This is a genomic window from Bradyrhizobium sp. LMG 9283 (assembly GCF_045571415.1).
In the GTDB taxonomy this organism is placed as follows: Bacteria; Pseudomonadota; Alphaproteobacteria; order Rhizobiales; family Xanthobacteraceae; genus Bradyrhizobium.
Map to the genome: position 1 here is coordinate 3,544,419 of NZ_CP120691.1, position 13,296 is coordinate 3,557,714.

Genomic DNA, 13,296 nt, shown 5'->3' on the forward strand with positions numbered 1-13,296 from the left:
GCCTGTCGCCGCCATTTTACTTTGGATGCACAACGGTTTGGGCTACATATATAGGCAGGTATCGGGTTAAAACGGCTGAGCCGGCCCGAAGCAATTGGTGAGGGCTCTGCCCCAGAAGGACACGGAAATGAGCATCGCGGAATTCATCGACAATGAAGTGAAGTCGAACGACGTGGTTCTGTTCATGAAGGGTACGCCGCAATTTCCGCAGTGCGGTTTCTCCGGCCAGGTCGTCCAGATCCTGGACCATATCGGCGTCGGCTATAAGGGCCTCAACGTCCTCGAATCCGCTGAGCTGCGCAATGGCATTAAGGAATACTCGAACTGGCCGACCATCCCGCAGCTCTACGTGAAGGGCGAATTCATCGGCGGTTGCGACATCGTCCGCGAGATGTTCCAGGCCGGCGAGTTGCAGCAACTCTTCTCCGAGAAGGGCGTCGCCGTCGCGGCCTGACACGTGACCCTGCTGACGCGCCGGATTGGCGGTGCGGAGCTCGAGGTCATCGTTGCCGACATCACGACACTCGGCGTTGACGCTATCGTCAACGCCGCCAACACGTCGCTCCTTGGCGGGGGCGGCGTCGATGGTGCAATCCATCGGGCGGCCGGGCCCGAGCTCGTCGCCGAATGTCGCACGCTCCACGGCTGCAAGACGGGTGATGCGAAGATCACCAGGGGCTATCAACTCAAGGCCGCACATGTGATCCACACCGTTGGGCCGGTCTGGAATGACGGCACGCTCGGCGAGGACGATCTGCTCGCCTCCTGTTATCGCCGATCGATGGAGCTGTGCGGCAAGCACAAGCTGACCTCGGTGGCATTCCCCGCGATTTCGACTGGCATTTATCGCTTCCCTGCCGACCGAGCGGCCGATATCGCCGTGCGCACGACGATCGAAGGGCTCGCTTCGGCGCCAACCGTCGCTCGCGTGGTGTTCTGCTGCTTCTCCGAACCGAGCGCCAAGCTCCATGCCGAGGCGCTTGCGCGACACAGCGGCCCTTGTGCCGATTGAACTGGCCGGTACACTCCGCCGGACCATGTTCGGGGGAGGGGGTATGATTTCACAGTCTGGGCTGGGTGCGCTCGCCTGCGGCGCGCTGATGTCGCTTGCCGCGATCTCGCTGGCGCGGGCGGAGGGCACCTACGAGATTCCGGCCGGCGCGCATTTCAATCAGGACAAGCTCGCGAGGATCAGCGAGTTCTTCAAGAACGAGGTCGTGACCGGCAAGATCGCCGGTGCAAACGTGCTGATCCAGCAGCATGGCAAGCCGGTCTATCACGAAGTCTTCGGCGTGCAGGACGCGGTCAGCGAGGCCCCGATCACCGACAAGACGATCTTCCGTCTGTTCTCGATGACCAAGGCGATCACTGCAGTGGTCGCGATGCAATTGATCGAGGACGGCAAGATCAAGTTGGATGATCCCGTCTCGAAATACATCCCATCCTTCGCCAATGTGAAGGTCGGCGTCGAGAAGAAGGCCGAGGACGGCACCAAGTCGCTGGAGCTGGTGCCGCCGAAGCGGTCGATGACCGTGCGCGATCTGATGACGCACACTTCGGGCATCACCTACGGCTTCTACGGTGACAGCCTGGTTCGCAAGGCCTATCGCGAGGCCAACATCTACGCAGGCGATTTCGATCTTGCCGAGTTTGCCGAACGCATCGCCAAGCTGCCGTTGCACAACCAGCCGGGCGCGCTGTGGCAATATGGCCACTCCACCGACGTGCTGGCGCGTGTGATGGAGGTCGCCGCCGGCAAGCCGCTGATGGATATCATGCGCGAGAAGCTGCTCGATCCTCTCGGCATGGTCGATACCGGCTTTTTCGTCGCGGACCCAGAGAAGCAGAAGCTTCTGGCACAGCCATTGCCGAACGATGCCGATTTCCGGGTCGGCCGGATCAACGATCCGACGGTGAGCAAGAAGATCCAGTTCGCCAGCGGCGGGATGGTCACAACCATGGCGGATTATCAGCGCTTTGCGCAGATGCTGCTCAATGGCGGCAGTCTCGACGGCAAGACCATTCTCAAGCCCGAGACGTTCAAGCTGATGGTGACCGATCAGGTCGGCCCCGGCTCGGGTGTCGATCGTGATTATTTCTACTTCCCCGGCGACGGTTTTGGCTTCGGCCTCGGGCTCGCGGTCCGAACCGATCCGGGCAACGCCAAACCGCCGCCGCCCGGGAATCTCGGCGAGCTGAAGTGGGACGGTGCCTCGGGCTGCTATTTCGTGATCGACCCCAAGCAGGACATGTTCTTCGTCCTCCTGGAGCAGACCCCGACCGAGCGCCAGCGCGTGCAGCGAACATTGAAGCAGTTGGTTTATGAAGCCATGGAGAATTGACATACGCGGGCGCCGCGCGTTCATCGCGGCGCTCGTTCTTCTGCTCAGCCTGGTCGGTGCGCGTGCGGGCTCCGAGGGCGCCGCGCGCAAATTCTCACCTGAAGGCCTGGCAAAGGTCTCCGATTACATCCGGAACGAGATCGCTACCGGAAAGATTCCCGGTGCCATCCTGCTGCTCCAACAGCACGGCAAGCCGGTCTACTACGAGAATTTCGGCGTTCGCGATATCGCGACCGAATTCTCGATGAGCGCGGATACGATCTTCCGTCTCTATTCGATGTCGAAGCCGATCACATCAGTCGTGGCGATGATGCTGGTCGAAGAGGGCAGGCTTGCACTCGACGATCCCGTGTCCAAATACATTCCGACCTTTGCCAGCATGAAGGTGGGCATTGAGAAGAAAGCGGGGGACGGCAAGGTTTCGCTGACGCTGGAGCCGCAGGAACGTCCGGTCACGATCAAGGATCTCTTGCGTCATACCGCGGGGCTGCCTTACGGCTTCTCCGGCGGTGGGCCGGTGCGCGAGCTCTATGCTGCGGCCAATCTCTTCAACGGCGATTTTTCCAACGCCGACTTCGTCGCGAAGATCACGACGCTGCCGCTGGCCGAGCAGCCAGGCACGCTGTGGAATTACGGATTTGCCACCGACGTGCTCGGCCGTGTCGTCGAGGTGATCTCGGGCAAGACGCTGCTCGAGTTCGAGAAGGAGCGGCTGCTGGATCCGCTCGGCATGACTGAGACCGCATTCTACGTCGCCGATCCCGCCAAGTTTGCACGTATCGCCGAGCCGATGCCGGAGGACCGCAAGATCAGCGCGACGACTGAGGTCCGTGACATCAGCAAGCCCGTGACATGGGAATCCGGCGGGGCCGGCATGGTCGGCACGGTCGGCGACTATGTCCGCTTCGCCCAGATGCTGCTGAATGGCGGCAGCTACGAGGGGCGGCGCTATCTCAAGCCCGAGACCATCGCACTGATGGCGTCCGATCACGTCGGTCCGGAGACGAAGATCGCGCGCGACCACAATTACTATCCGGGTGCTAGTTCCGGCTTCGGCCTCGGCTTTGCGGTGCGCACCTCGGTGCCGCCGGGTACGTCATGGCCGCTCGGCGAATATCGCTGGGACGGCGTCGGCGGCACGTTCTTCTTCATCGATCCCGAAGACGATCTGTTCGGGATCTTCATGGTGCAGACGCCCTCGCAGCGCGGGCGGATTCAACTCGAGCTGAAGACGCTGATCTATCGGGCGATGGGGCGGTGATTAAGCCCCGCGCACGATCTCGCGCACGTATCCGATCGTCTCCTCGATCTGGCTCGCACTGACGTCGAGATGTGTGCAGGCGCGGATGCGGCCGTCCATCATCGCGAGCGTCACGCCGCGCTGGCGGAGAGCTGAGACCATCTTGTCGCCGGGAATGCCGGCGCCGTCGGGCTTGAAGAACACGAGATTGGTCTCGGGCTCCTGCACCTCGATGCCTGCGATCTGCGACAGTCCGCGAGCGAGCGCCCGCGCATTGGCGTGGTCGTCGGCCAGGCGCTCGACGTGATGATCGAGCGCGTAGAGGCAGGCTGCCGCGCAGATGCCGGCCTGCCGCATCGAGCCGCCGAGGCGTTGCTTCCACTGCCACACCGCATCGATGAAGGCGCGCGAACCCGCAAGCACGCCGCCGATCGGCGCACCGAGGCCCTTCGAGAAGTCGATCCAGGCCGAATCCCATCCCGCGGTCATGTCGCGCGGCGAGATTCCGCTCGCCACGGTGGCGTTGAGCAGGCGCGCACCGTCCATATGGGTGACGAGGCCGTGCTGCTTCGCGATCGCGACGATCTCGTCCAGCACCGCCTTCTTCCAGATCGTGCCGCCGCCGATATTGGCGGTCTGCTCGACGCTGACGACCGTCTGTGGCGGCTGGTAGCGCGTGCGCGGGTGCAGCGCCTTGCGAAGCGTCTCCGGCGTGAACTGGCCATCGGGGCCCTTGAGCTGGGTGACCTGGAAGCCGCCGATCGCTGCATGGGCACCGCCTTCGCGCGCGATGATGTGCGCGGTCTCATGGGCGAGGATCTCGTCGCCAGGACGGCAATGCACCAGCGTCGCGGTGACGTTGCACATGGTGCCCGAGGGCATGTAGACCGCGGCTTCCTTGCCGAGCAGATCAGCCACGCGCTCGCACAGCGCGTTCACGGTCGGATCGTCGCCGACCTGCTCGTCACCGACCTCGGCACGCGCCATCGCCTCGCGCATCCCCGCCGTCGGCTTGGTCTGCGTGTCCGAGAGCAGGTTGATGCGCACCGGCGGCGCCTTGGGATCGATCGGGGGAGGGGTGTAGAGCATGCGACGGCTCCTAAGCGCATTGCGGCCACTGAAGTGTGGCTCTTAAGCAAAAAGGCCCCGGCGAACCGGGGCCTTTCGATATTCAGATCTTAGCGCGAATAGAATTCGACGACCAGATGGGGCTCCATCTGCACCGGGAACGGCACGTCGGAGAGGCCGGGGATGCGGGTGTACTTCGCGGTCATCTTGCCATGGTCGACTTCGAGATAGTCGGGGACCTCGCGCTCGGGGAGCTGGCTGGCTTCGAGCACGTGAGCGAGCTGCTTGGAGGCTTCCTTGACCTCGACCACGTCGCCGACCTTGAGCTGATAGCTTGAGATGTTGACCTTGCGGCCGTTCACCTTGACGTGGCCGTGGTTGATGAATTGGCGGGCGGCGAAGATCGTGGAGACGAACTTGGCGCGGTACACGACCGCGTCGAGACGGCGCTCGAGCAGGCCGATCAGGTTCTCGCCGGTGTCACCCTTGAGCCGGCTCGCCTCGACATAGATGCCATGGAACTGGCGCTCGGAGATGTTGGCGTAATAGCCCTTCAGCTTCTGCTTGGCGCGGAGCTGCACACCGAAGTCGGAGAGCTTGCCCTTGCGGCGCTGGCCGTGCTGGCCGGGGCCGTACTCGCGGCGGTTCACGGGGCTCTTCGGGCGGCCCCAGATGTTCTGGCCCATACGGCGATCGATCTTGTACTTCGCCTCACTGCGCTTAGTCATCGCGTCCTCTTCGGTTGCATGGTTTGAGGAAACGCGCCCTCCTGTGTGACGGGATGATCCCGGCACCGACAGGTCCGATCCCCAAAGCTTAAGGGATTTGACCACGGGTCGCGAAACGCTTCGCGGGCCGAAATCGGCCCGCGAGCAGGCGGCTTTTAGGGGAGTTTGGGGCTGGCTGTCAATTCTTACACCGTCATTCCGGGGCGGTCCGAACACTATGGTGCGCAGTTGCGCACCTGAGAATCTCGAGGTTCCGGGTCTGGTCCTTCGGACCATCCCGGAACGACGGTGCTTACGTCCTCACCGCCCGGACGGGCTTGGGGACGGCTGCCCGCAATTCGGCAGCAATTTCAGTGTTCAGGACCTGTTCCAGCCGGGTCAGGACTCTCGCGATCGGGGCGGCGTCGGTGACTCGGTGGTCCCAGCGGATCACGACATGGATCGTCTGATCCGGCTCGACGAGCCCATAGCTGACGATAAAGGGGCCCGGCGTGATGGGTTGGAGCTCGCCACCGCCATAGGCAGCCACCGAGCTCACCGCGAAGCTGCCGAACCAGTTGCCCCGTTGGCGGCCGAAATTCAGGCCGATGGCCCAGGACAGGCGCCGTAGCGGCAGCGGCAGGCGGGTAGCCCGCATGATCTTGCGGAACATCGGGACGTCCTCAACCGGGGCCGTTTTGCCGCGCCGGATTTCCGCATCGACTGCTGCCAGCGCAAGGGCCTCAGGAGCGGCTATTCGCTGAGGCAGCACGCATTCCTCGCCATCCTCCGCCCTGGCGATCGCGACCGTCGCCACGCTCTTCGGTAGCTCGTAAAGGGCCGGCCAGGGCCATTTGACGTAGACGGTGCGCAGGATCGGCTCGTCCCGTGCAACCAGGGCGAAGGCCTTGACGAAGATCGCGGCCCACCCGGCGGGCGCCGTTGCGCCCGCGCGGGCCTCCAGCACAGGGCGGATATTGAGCGAACGGGATAGCGAAACGAAGGGCACGCCCATCGAGGCATGCATGAGGTCGCAGATCAGACGGCGCCGCAGCGAAATGGTCTTGGGCGTCCCGCGCATTGGTCTCCGGTTCCAGGGATTAAAAGATCAAAATATGTGCAGCGAGCGGGGTGCCCGCTCGCTCGCTCTAGCACGAACCAACCCGCTTGGGGCCGGTCGGTTCGCCGCATCAGGGCGCCGGCGAGGCCAGCGGCTTGGTCTTGTCGACAACGTAAACTCCAAGTACTTTCAAAGGCTTGTCGCCATGAGTCTTGGCGTCGTGCACGGCGCCTGCCGGGATTTGATAGGAATCGCCGGCTTTCAGGCGCTTGTCCGGCTGGCCGTCAATGAGGAGGTCGAGCTCACCTTCCAGCACATAACCCGTCTCGATCCCAGGATGAGTATGGCGGCCGGCGGCGCCGCCGGCCGGCACTTCGGCGATAGCGGTCACGGTCGTGTAGCCGTCCGGAAAGTCGATTTTCTGAAGCGGGGTGCGCTTGATGCCGGATTGCTGGGCGAAGGCCGCGACGGCGACACCGGTGAAAGCGAGCGCGAGCAAAGTCTTTTTGAGCATGGTTTCTCCTCCCTGAACCGCGGACCCTAGCAGCACCGCGATTCCCGGCAAGGCCGGTGCTCGGCCGTTTAGCGCTTGATGCCCTCGAACGACGCCATGATGCCGCGCTGGACCAGCGACCAGTCGAAGCCGAGCGCGATCGCGCGGTAGCCGCGGTCGATCAGGGCATTGGCCTGATCGGCGGTGCGCGCCACGCCACCGATCGGCACGCCGCTTCGGAGGATGCCGGCCTCGGCGCGCGCGACCAGCTCCAGCAATTCCGGATCATCCATCTGGCCGCGCTTGTTGATGGAGGTGGCGAGATCGCCGGGGCCGATCACGGCGACGTCGATGCCTGATGTCGCCATGATCTCGTCGATGCGGTTGACCGCGTCAACATGCTCGATGGTGATCATGCAGATCATCTCGTCGTCGGCGCTGGCCATGTAATCCGGCATCGACTGGCCCCAGCGGAACGGCGCGTGGAAGGGGCCCCAGAGCCGGTCGCCGCGTGGCGGGTAGCGCACGCTGCGTACCGCCTTCTCGGCGTCGACGCGGTTGGTGATCATCGGGAAGTTAATGCCGAAGGCGCCGATGTCCATCGGGGCTTTCGCGAGCCATGGCTCGTTCGCGGCGATCCGCACCAAGGGCGTGCATGGCGTGCCCGTGGTCGCGGCGATCATCGCATGTGCTTCGGTCAACCCGATCGGGCCATGTTCGAGATCGACGATGATCCAGTCGAGCGAGCGCGCCATGATCTGCACCATCTGCACGCTCGGGATGGTCGCGATCGCGCCGAAGGCGGGGCGGCCCTCGCTCCACATCTGGCGAAGGCGATTGAGCGGCTTTGCGGGGACCGACATGTGATGACCTGCGCAGAGATGACGACGGCGGAGCCTAGCAGCGCGCCGCCGGTGCGCAAGGTCAGGCCACCGCGCGCCCGCCGAAGAACGGCGTCAGTGTCGCGCTGAGGCCATGCACGCGGTTCGATGTAAAAATCATCTCGGCGCCGGACTGCGCGATGCCGCAGGTTACCGCGCCAAGCAGATCCGAGACGCGGCGGGCGATGGCCGGCGCCGGATCGATCCAGTCGACCGGCCAGGGTGCGAGCTTCTTCAGCCGGTCGAGCAGCAGCGGGTAATGCGTGCAGGCGAGCACCACGGTGTCGGTGCGCGCGTCGGCGTCTGCGGCATCGCCGACGAAGCAGGGGGCGAGCTCGGCGAGGATGGCGCCGTCGCTGATCGGGGTGCCGCCAAGCGCGGCCTCGGCGAGCGAAGCGAGCTCGGGCGAGCCGACCAGCGTTACTTCGCATCCTTGCGCGAAATCGCGGATCAGCGCCTTGGTGTATTCACGCTTCACTGTGCCCTTGGTGCCGAGCACCGAGACGCGGCGGGTCTTGGACCGCGCGCAGGCGGGCTTGATCGCCGGCACCGTGCCGACGAAGGGCAGAGAATAGGCTGTGCGCAAGTGAGACAAGACCAGGGTGGACGCCGTGTTGCAGGCGACGACGATGAGGTCTGGATCATGGGTGCCGATCAATTCCCCCATCAGCGGCACCACGCGGGCGATGATCTCGTCCTCGCCGTGGTGGCCATAGGGAAAGAAGGCATCGTCGGCGACGTAGACGTAATGCGCATCCGGGCGCGCGGCCACGACCTCACGCAGTACCGTGAGCCCGCCAAGGCCGGAATCGAACACCAGGATGGTCGGAGAATTGGTCACGTCATTACCCTAGCCCGCCATGGTTACCATTCGGTTTTTAGGGCGATTTTGCGGCGAGCCCCGCAGGAGGGCCGAAGTCTGGTGTCCCGGACGCAGCGCACCGCGAAAAGCGCTGCGCTGCGTCCGGGGCACGAGAGCAAGATATGAGCGCGCGCCGTCTTCTACACGGCGTCACATGGGCCGCAGCGATCACGCGATCTTATTCGCAGCGGCCGCGCGCTCCGTTGCCAGCTGCTTCTGCAAGCGATCGATGTTTTGCAGCAGGCGCTGGCTGGTCAGCACCAGGAAATAGTAGCCGAACTGCGGATCCTGGAAGTAGATCTCGAGCAGCCTGTCGTAGGTGATCGTCAGCACCTGACCGTCTTCGATGCATTCGACCGTTCCGGTGCGCCGGTTGTCCGGCGTGAGGAAGCCGAGCTCGCCCATCAGCGCTCCGGGCCCAATCTCGACGTTGATTTCCTTGACCAGGAACTTGCCGGTGACCGTGAGGAACATCTCCTGCGCGGGATCGCGTAGCTTGAAGAGGATGTCACCGCGGCGATATTTGCGCTCGGTCATGAACGGCTTGAGCCATTCGATCGACATGTCGCCTTCGGTCGCATGGCGCGCCTTCTTGACCAGCTTCAGCATCTGGCGCAGGCGCAGGGCGTTGATCGGAAGCAGCAAGAGATAGAGCAGGAACGTGGCGACGTTGGCGGAGAGCGCGCCGAAAACGGCGAACAACGCGCAGCCGATCATGTTGGCGACGCGCAGCGGCACCATCGTCCGCATCAAGAGCGTGGCGACGAAGAACCCGGCACCGACCGCGGCGAACAGATTGGCCAGCGTAATGTTGTGGACGAAGATCTCCAGCAGGCGGTTGAAGATCGCATCATAGGTGACGTTGTCGGGATCGAGGCCCATCTGGACCAGGATTTTCGCGATCCTGAGGTTATCCGTGGCCGCGTCGAGAATGCGGTCGAGGATCGACGAAACGTCTGCGCTGCCGGACGGCATGGTACTAACCCCACATAAGGCTTTTAGTCCTGGTCGGCACTCGTATAGCCGAAATCGAATGACGACCGCTTGAATGACGCTTCCGGCCGTCATGCCGCAAGAGGCAGATTCTAGCCTGATCGGGCGTTTCGGCAATTGCCCGTTGGTTGCGCGTCCGGCCGCGGCGCGGCGGTGATTCGGGCAGCCGTGCGGGCTTCGGCGTCGCAGACCCGGCCCGGACGACCGACGCGGCGGGGGCGGGGGGAGCGTCGCTTACGGCTTGGTGGCGGGTTGCACGACCTGCTGCTCGACCAGGCCGAGGCGTCCTGGCAGCGAGCCGGCCCGCAGCAGTATGGCGACGCTGTTGGCCTCTTCCAGGGCGAAGTTGTCGGCGATCTGGCCGGAGCCGCCGGTGATGGGCTCGCGGATCACGGGAGCGGAGATCACCTTGTCGTCGAGCACGATGGCAAAGGGCTTTCCGACGTTCTCTGCAGTGATATGGGCGAAGCGCCGCGTGCCATGGCCGTTGAAGCGGAACGAGGCGATCGGCTCCTTTGTGTCGCTCGTAAATCCCGGGCCGGCATAGCTGATGTCGCCGCCCTCGAGCGTGGTGTTCTTGGCGACGAGATAAGGAAGCTTGTCCTTGAAGCCGAGCAGGACTTCCGTGCCCGCCGGCGGCGTGCCCGATTGCGCCTGCTCCGCGGACATCGAGAGATCGATCAGGCGGAAGCCGATCTTGACCTTTTTGGCGAAGATCGCGGTGACATGCTCGGGCTCCATCACGCCGGGCAGGAAGATGCGGATGCGGTCCGTCCCCTCAGGCTGGACGCTGGCAAGCTTGACGCCGGCGTCCTTGAGACGCTGCTCAATCATGGCGATGGAATCTTCGACGAGATCGCTGAGCCGCGCGGCGGATGCGGCATCGGTGGGTGCGAGCCTGAGCATCCCGTCTCCGGCGTCGGTCACAGTGAGCGCGTGCGTGGGCAACCCCTCCGCCGCCGAGGCGAGCTTGCGCGTGAGCTGTTCGCGGCCTTTGGCGCCCGCGATCTTCACGTCGACGCCGCCGTCGTGGATCGCGAGTCCGGAGAACGCGATCCGGCCCTCGCGCAGGATCTTGTAGACGTCGTCGCGCAGGTCCGTCGTGACCGCCTCCCGCAAGGAGTCGGCGTCCACTTTGTAGACGATGCGCGATCCACCCAGCTTCTCCATCTTGTCGGCGATGAAGGCCGCGACCTTGACGCGTACCTTATCGAGCTGGGTGTCGGCGCCGAGAGTGGCAGAGGGCAGAGCGATTGCGGATACCATCGCGAACGCGGCGATCAGCCGAGTGATGCGGTTCCGCAGGGGCGTCGTCATCATGACCTCAAGTCTTGCGGCAGGGCGCTGGCGAACGAATTCAGTGCCTAGTTCTTGGTCCCTGGATTGGTCGCACAGGTTCAAACGCCACAGCCGGTAGGCAATGGACGAACGCCAAATCATCCATCATTCTGGTCCGCCTCGGCCGGTCATCGGCCGAGGCCTCGCCAAACCAAAATGTCAAAAGATACGTGGCGAGGACATGCATCTGAGGGAGGACGGAATTTCATGGCGGGTATCCACGCGCTCGATCGGTTGATCGGCAACGACTATCCGGATCTTTTGACGGACGAGGAGGTCCGGGCGTTCGAGCAGGTTCCCTATGCCGACCGCGTCGCGGCCGAGAGCACCTATGACGCCATCAGGCTTGGTGCTGAGCGCAATCCCGACGGCGCGGCGATCCAGTTCTTGCAAAATGCTGATCCCGCCGACACGCCGGTCGTGGTCACGTATCGCGATTTCATCGCGCGCGTCACGCAGGCGGCCAATATGTTTCACGCGCTCGGTGCGGAGAAGGGCGACGTCATCAGCTTCATGCTGCCGCTGGTGCCGGATGCCTTCGTCACTCTGTTCGGCGCGGAGGCTGCCGGCATCGCCAACCCCGTCAATCCGCTGCTCGAGCCGCACCAGATCGCCGAGATCCTGGAGGCCGCGAACACCAAAATCCTGGTGGCGCTCGGACCGATGCCGGGCACCGACATCTGGCAGAAGGTCGAGCAGATCCGTCCGCAGCTGAGGCATCTGAAAGCAGTCGTGCAAGTATTCGGCGGCGGCGATCCGGCGAAAGGCATCTTTGCCTTCAGTGATCTGATCAAGCAGCAGCCGTCGGACCGGCTCGTCAGCGGACGCCAGATCCACGGCAGCGACATCGCCGCCTATTTCCACACCGGCGGCACCACCGGCACGCCGAAGCTGGTGCGGCACACCCATGCCAATCAGGTCTATCAGGCCTGGGCGCTCAATCTGCTGCTGAAGGCGAAGCCAGGTGCAAACCTGCTGTTCGGCATGCCGCTGTTCCACGTCGGAGGCTCGCTGACGCAAGTGCTGCTGACGCTGTCGAGCGGCGGCTCGCTGGTTGTGCTGTCGCCGAGCGGCTGGCGCAACCCGAATGCAGTGAAGAACATCTGGCAGCTCGTCGAGCGCTTCAGGCCCGAAGCGCTGTCGAGCGTGCCGACGGTGCTTGCCGCGACTCTCGCGGTGCCGCCGGGCAATGCGGATATCTCAAGCCTGAAATATGCGGCAGGGGGTGGCTCGGCGATTCCGGTCGCCGTGGGCTCGGCGATTCAGGAAAAATTGAAGCTGCCGGTGATCGAAGTCTACGGCATGACCGAGACCTCGAGCGTGCATACGCTCGCTTATCCTGGCCGCCCGATCAGGCTCGGCTCGGTCGGCCTTCCCATGCCGTACGCGCGCGTGCGGATCGTGCAGCTCGACGCCGAGGGACGCCTGATCCGCGACTGCAAGCCGAACGAGATCGGGGTCGTCGTTATGGCCGGGCCCGGCGTGTTCGGCGGCTATCTCAACGACGAGCACAACAAAGGCGCCTTCGTCGACGAGGTCTGGGTCAACTCCGGCGATCTCGGCCGCCTGGATGCCGACGGCTATCTCTGGATCACCGGCCGCGCCAAGGATCTCGTGATCCGCGGCGGTCACAACATCGATCCGGCGCCGATCGAGGAGATCATGTTCAGACATCCCGCCGTCGGCTTCGCCGCCGTGGTCGGCCAGCCCGACGCCTATGCCGGCGAGCTGCCGGTGGGCTACGTGCAGTTGAAGCCGGGTGCGAGCGTCGAGCCGGGCGAGCTCGAAGCGTGGGTGCGCGAGCGCACGCCGGAGCGCGCCGCCGTGCCAGTGCAGGTGATTCCGATCAATCCGATGCCGGTGACCGGCGTCGGCAAGGTGTTCAAGCCGCAGCTGCGCTGGGACGCGGCCGAGCGCGTGTTCACCAAGGTCCTGGCGCCGCTGGTCGAGCGCGGCATCGATTGCAAGGTGAAGGTCGGTCCGCACGGCAGCCACGGCTCGATCGCCACCGTGACGCTTGCGGGCCTTCCACCGGATCAGCGCGACGTGGTCGCGAACGAGGTGCATGCGCTGCTTGCACCGTTCGTGATGCGCCACGAGGTGGTGCAGGTGTAGCGACCTCGACGGACGGCGGCGTCACCTGGAAAAAGCAGGGTGACGCTTCGCCGCATTATCCTTACCCCCGTTAGACCGGCTTATGTGACAAGTATCACATATGAAGAAATAGCAATCGGCGACGTTAGCGAATAGTCTCAGGAAATTGCATCCGGGGGGACGCAAGTGATTCCGTTTCGGCTATTTGCTTTGTTGAT

General features: G+C 64.0%; 13 protein-coding genes. 5 read left to right on the forward strand and 8 right to left on the reverse strand.

Annotated elements, in window-relative coordinates; genetic code table 11:
• The first annotated feature begins 127 nt into the window (after positions 1–127).
• From grxD to P6U29_RS16500, 4 genes are read left to right on the forward strand one after another with little or no spacing between them, the layout of a single operon-like run.
• Complete coding sequence (grxD, locus tag P6U29_RS16485) at positions 128–454, forward strand: Grx4 family monothiol glutaredoxin (protein WP_122402493.1); 327 nt, start codon at positions 128–130, stop codon at positions 452–454.
• Between the two features lie 3 nt (positions 455–457).
• On the forward strand, positions 458–1,012 hold the full coding sequence (locus P6U29_RS16490) for an O-acetyl-ADP-ribose deacetylase (protein WP_407118544.1): 555 nt from the start codon (positions 458–460) through the stop codon (positions 1,010–1,012).
• 43 nt (positions 1,013–1,055) lie between these two features.
• A complete protein-coding gene (locus P6U29_RS16495; RefSeq protein ID WP_407118545.1) occupies positions 1,056–2,342 on the forward strand; it encodes a serine hydrolase domain-containing protein in 1,287 nt (428 codons plus the stop codon).
• Positions 2,323–3,603, forward strand: a complete 1,281-nt coding sequence (locus P6U29_RS16500; protein ID WP_407118546.1) for a serine hydrolase domain-containing protein — start codon at positions 2,323–2,325, stop codon at positions 3,601–3,603. Before P6U29_RS16495 ends, P6U29_RS16500 begins: the two co-directional genes overlap by 20 nt.
• On the opposite strand, the gene P6U29_RS16505 is transcribed toward P6U29_RS16500, so the two are convergent.
• From P6U29_RS16505 to P6U29_RS16540, 8 genes are all read right to left on the reverse strand, one after another.
• Positions 3,604–4,671: a threonine aldolase family protein gene (locus tag P6U29_RS16505; protein ID WP_407118547.1), complete on the reverse strand. Its 1,068-nt coding sequence runs from the start codon at positions 4,669–4,671 to the stop codon at positions 3,604–3,606.
• Positions 4,672–4,760: 89 nt separating this feature from the next.
• Positions 4,761–5,378, reverse strand: a complete 618-nt coding sequence (gene rpsD, locus P6U29_RS16510) for a 30S ribosomal protein S4 (protein ID WP_027576344.1) — start codon at positions 5,376–5,378, stop codon at positions 4,761–4,763.
• A gap of 292 nt (positions 5,379–5,670) precedes the next feature.
• Positions 5,671–6,438, reverse strand: coding sequence for an acyltransferase (locus P6U29_RS16515; protein ID WP_407118548.1), 768 nt, complete (start codon positions 6,436–6,438; stop codon positions 5,671–5,673).
• 109 nt (positions 6,439–6,547) lie between these two features.
• Complete coding sequence (locus P6U29_RS16520) at positions 6,548–6,931, reverse strand: cupin domain-containing protein (RefSeq protein ID WP_407118549.1); 384 nt, start codon at positions 6,929–6,931, stop codon at positions 6,548–6,550.
• A 68-nt stretch (positions 6,932–6,999) separates the two neighbouring features.
• A complete protein-coding gene (locus tag P6U29_RS16525) occupies positions 7,000–7,773 on the reverse strand; it encodes an HpcH/HpaI aldolase family protein (RefSeq protein WP_407118550.1) in 774 nt (257 codons plus the stop codon).
• A gap of 61 nt (positions 7,774–7,834) precedes the next feature.
• Positions 7,835–8,632, reverse strand: a complete 798-nt coding sequence (gene murI / locus P6U29_RS16530; protein WP_407118551.1) for a glutamate racemase — start codon at positions 8,630–8,632, stop codon at positions 7,835–7,837.
• Positions 8,633–8,821: 189 nt separating this feature from the next.
• Positions 8,822–9,628: a Crp/Fnr family transcriptional regulator gene (locus P6U29_RS16535; RefSeq protein WP_407118552.1), complete on the reverse strand. Its 807-nt coding sequence runs from the start codon at positions 9,626–9,628 to the stop codon at positions 8,822–8,824.
• 252 nt (positions 9,629–9,880) lie between these two features.
• A complete protein-coding gene (locus tag P6U29_RS16540; RefSeq protein ID WP_407118553.1) occupies positions 9,881–10,963 on the reverse strand; it encodes a SecDF P1 head subdomain-containing protein in 1,083 nt (360 codons plus the stop codon).
• 228 nt (positions 10,964–11,191) lie between these two features.
• Here P6U29_RS16540 and P6U29_RS16545 point away from each other — a divergent pair, with 228 nt between their 5' ends.
• Positions 11,192–13,099, forward strand: coding sequence for an acyl-CoA synthetase (locus tag P6U29_RS16545; RefSeq protein WP_407118554.1), 1,908 nt, complete (start codon positions 11,192–11,194; stop codon positions 13,097–13,099).
• Positions 13,100–13,296: the final 197 nt, after the last annotated feature.

Coding starts and splice junctions, on each gene's coding strand:
- P6U29_RS16495 (WP_407118545.1), top strand. CDS start 1,056: ATGATTTCACAGTCTGGGCTGGGTGCGCTCGCCTGCGGCGCGCTGATG.
- rpsD (WP_027576344.1), bottom strand. CDS start 5,378: ATGACTAAGCGCAGTGAGGCGAAGTACAAGATCGATCGCCGTATGGGC.
- P6U29_RS16525 (WP_407118550.1), bottom strand. CDS start 7,773: ATGTCGGTCCCCGCAAAGCCGCTCAATCGCCTTCGCCAGATGTGGAGC.
- P6U29_RS16500 (WP_407118546.1), top strand. CDS start 2,323: ATGAAGCCATGGAGAATTGACATACGCGGGCGCCGCGCGTTCATCGCG.
- P6U29_RS16545 (WP_407118554.1), top strand. CDS start 11,192: ATGGCGGGTATCCACGCGCTCGATCGGTTGATCGGCAACGACTATCCG.
- P6U29_RS16515 (WP_407118548.1), bottom strand. CDS start 6,438: ATGCGCGGGACGCCCAAGACCATTTCGCTGCGGCGCCGTCTGATCTGC.
- grxD (WP_122402493.1), top strand. CDS start 128: ATGAGCATCGCGGAATTCATCGACAATGAAGTGAAGTCGAACGACGTG.
- P6U29_RS16540 (WP_407118553.1), bottom strand. CDS start 10,963: ATGACGACGCCCCTGCGGAACCGCATCACTCGGCTGATCGCCGCGTTC.
- P6U29_RS16520 (WP_407118549.1), bottom strand. CDS start 6,931: ATGCTCAAAAAGACTTTGCTCGCGCTCGCTTTCACCGGTGTCGCCGTC.
- P6U29_RS16505 (WP_407118547.1), bottom strand. CDS start 4,671: ATGCTCTACACCCCTCCCCCGATCGATCCCAAGGCGCCGCCGGTGCGC.
- P6U29_RS16535 (WP_407118552.1), bottom strand. CDS start 9,628: ATGCCGTCCGGCAGCGCAGACGTTTCGTCGATCCTCGACCGCATTCTC.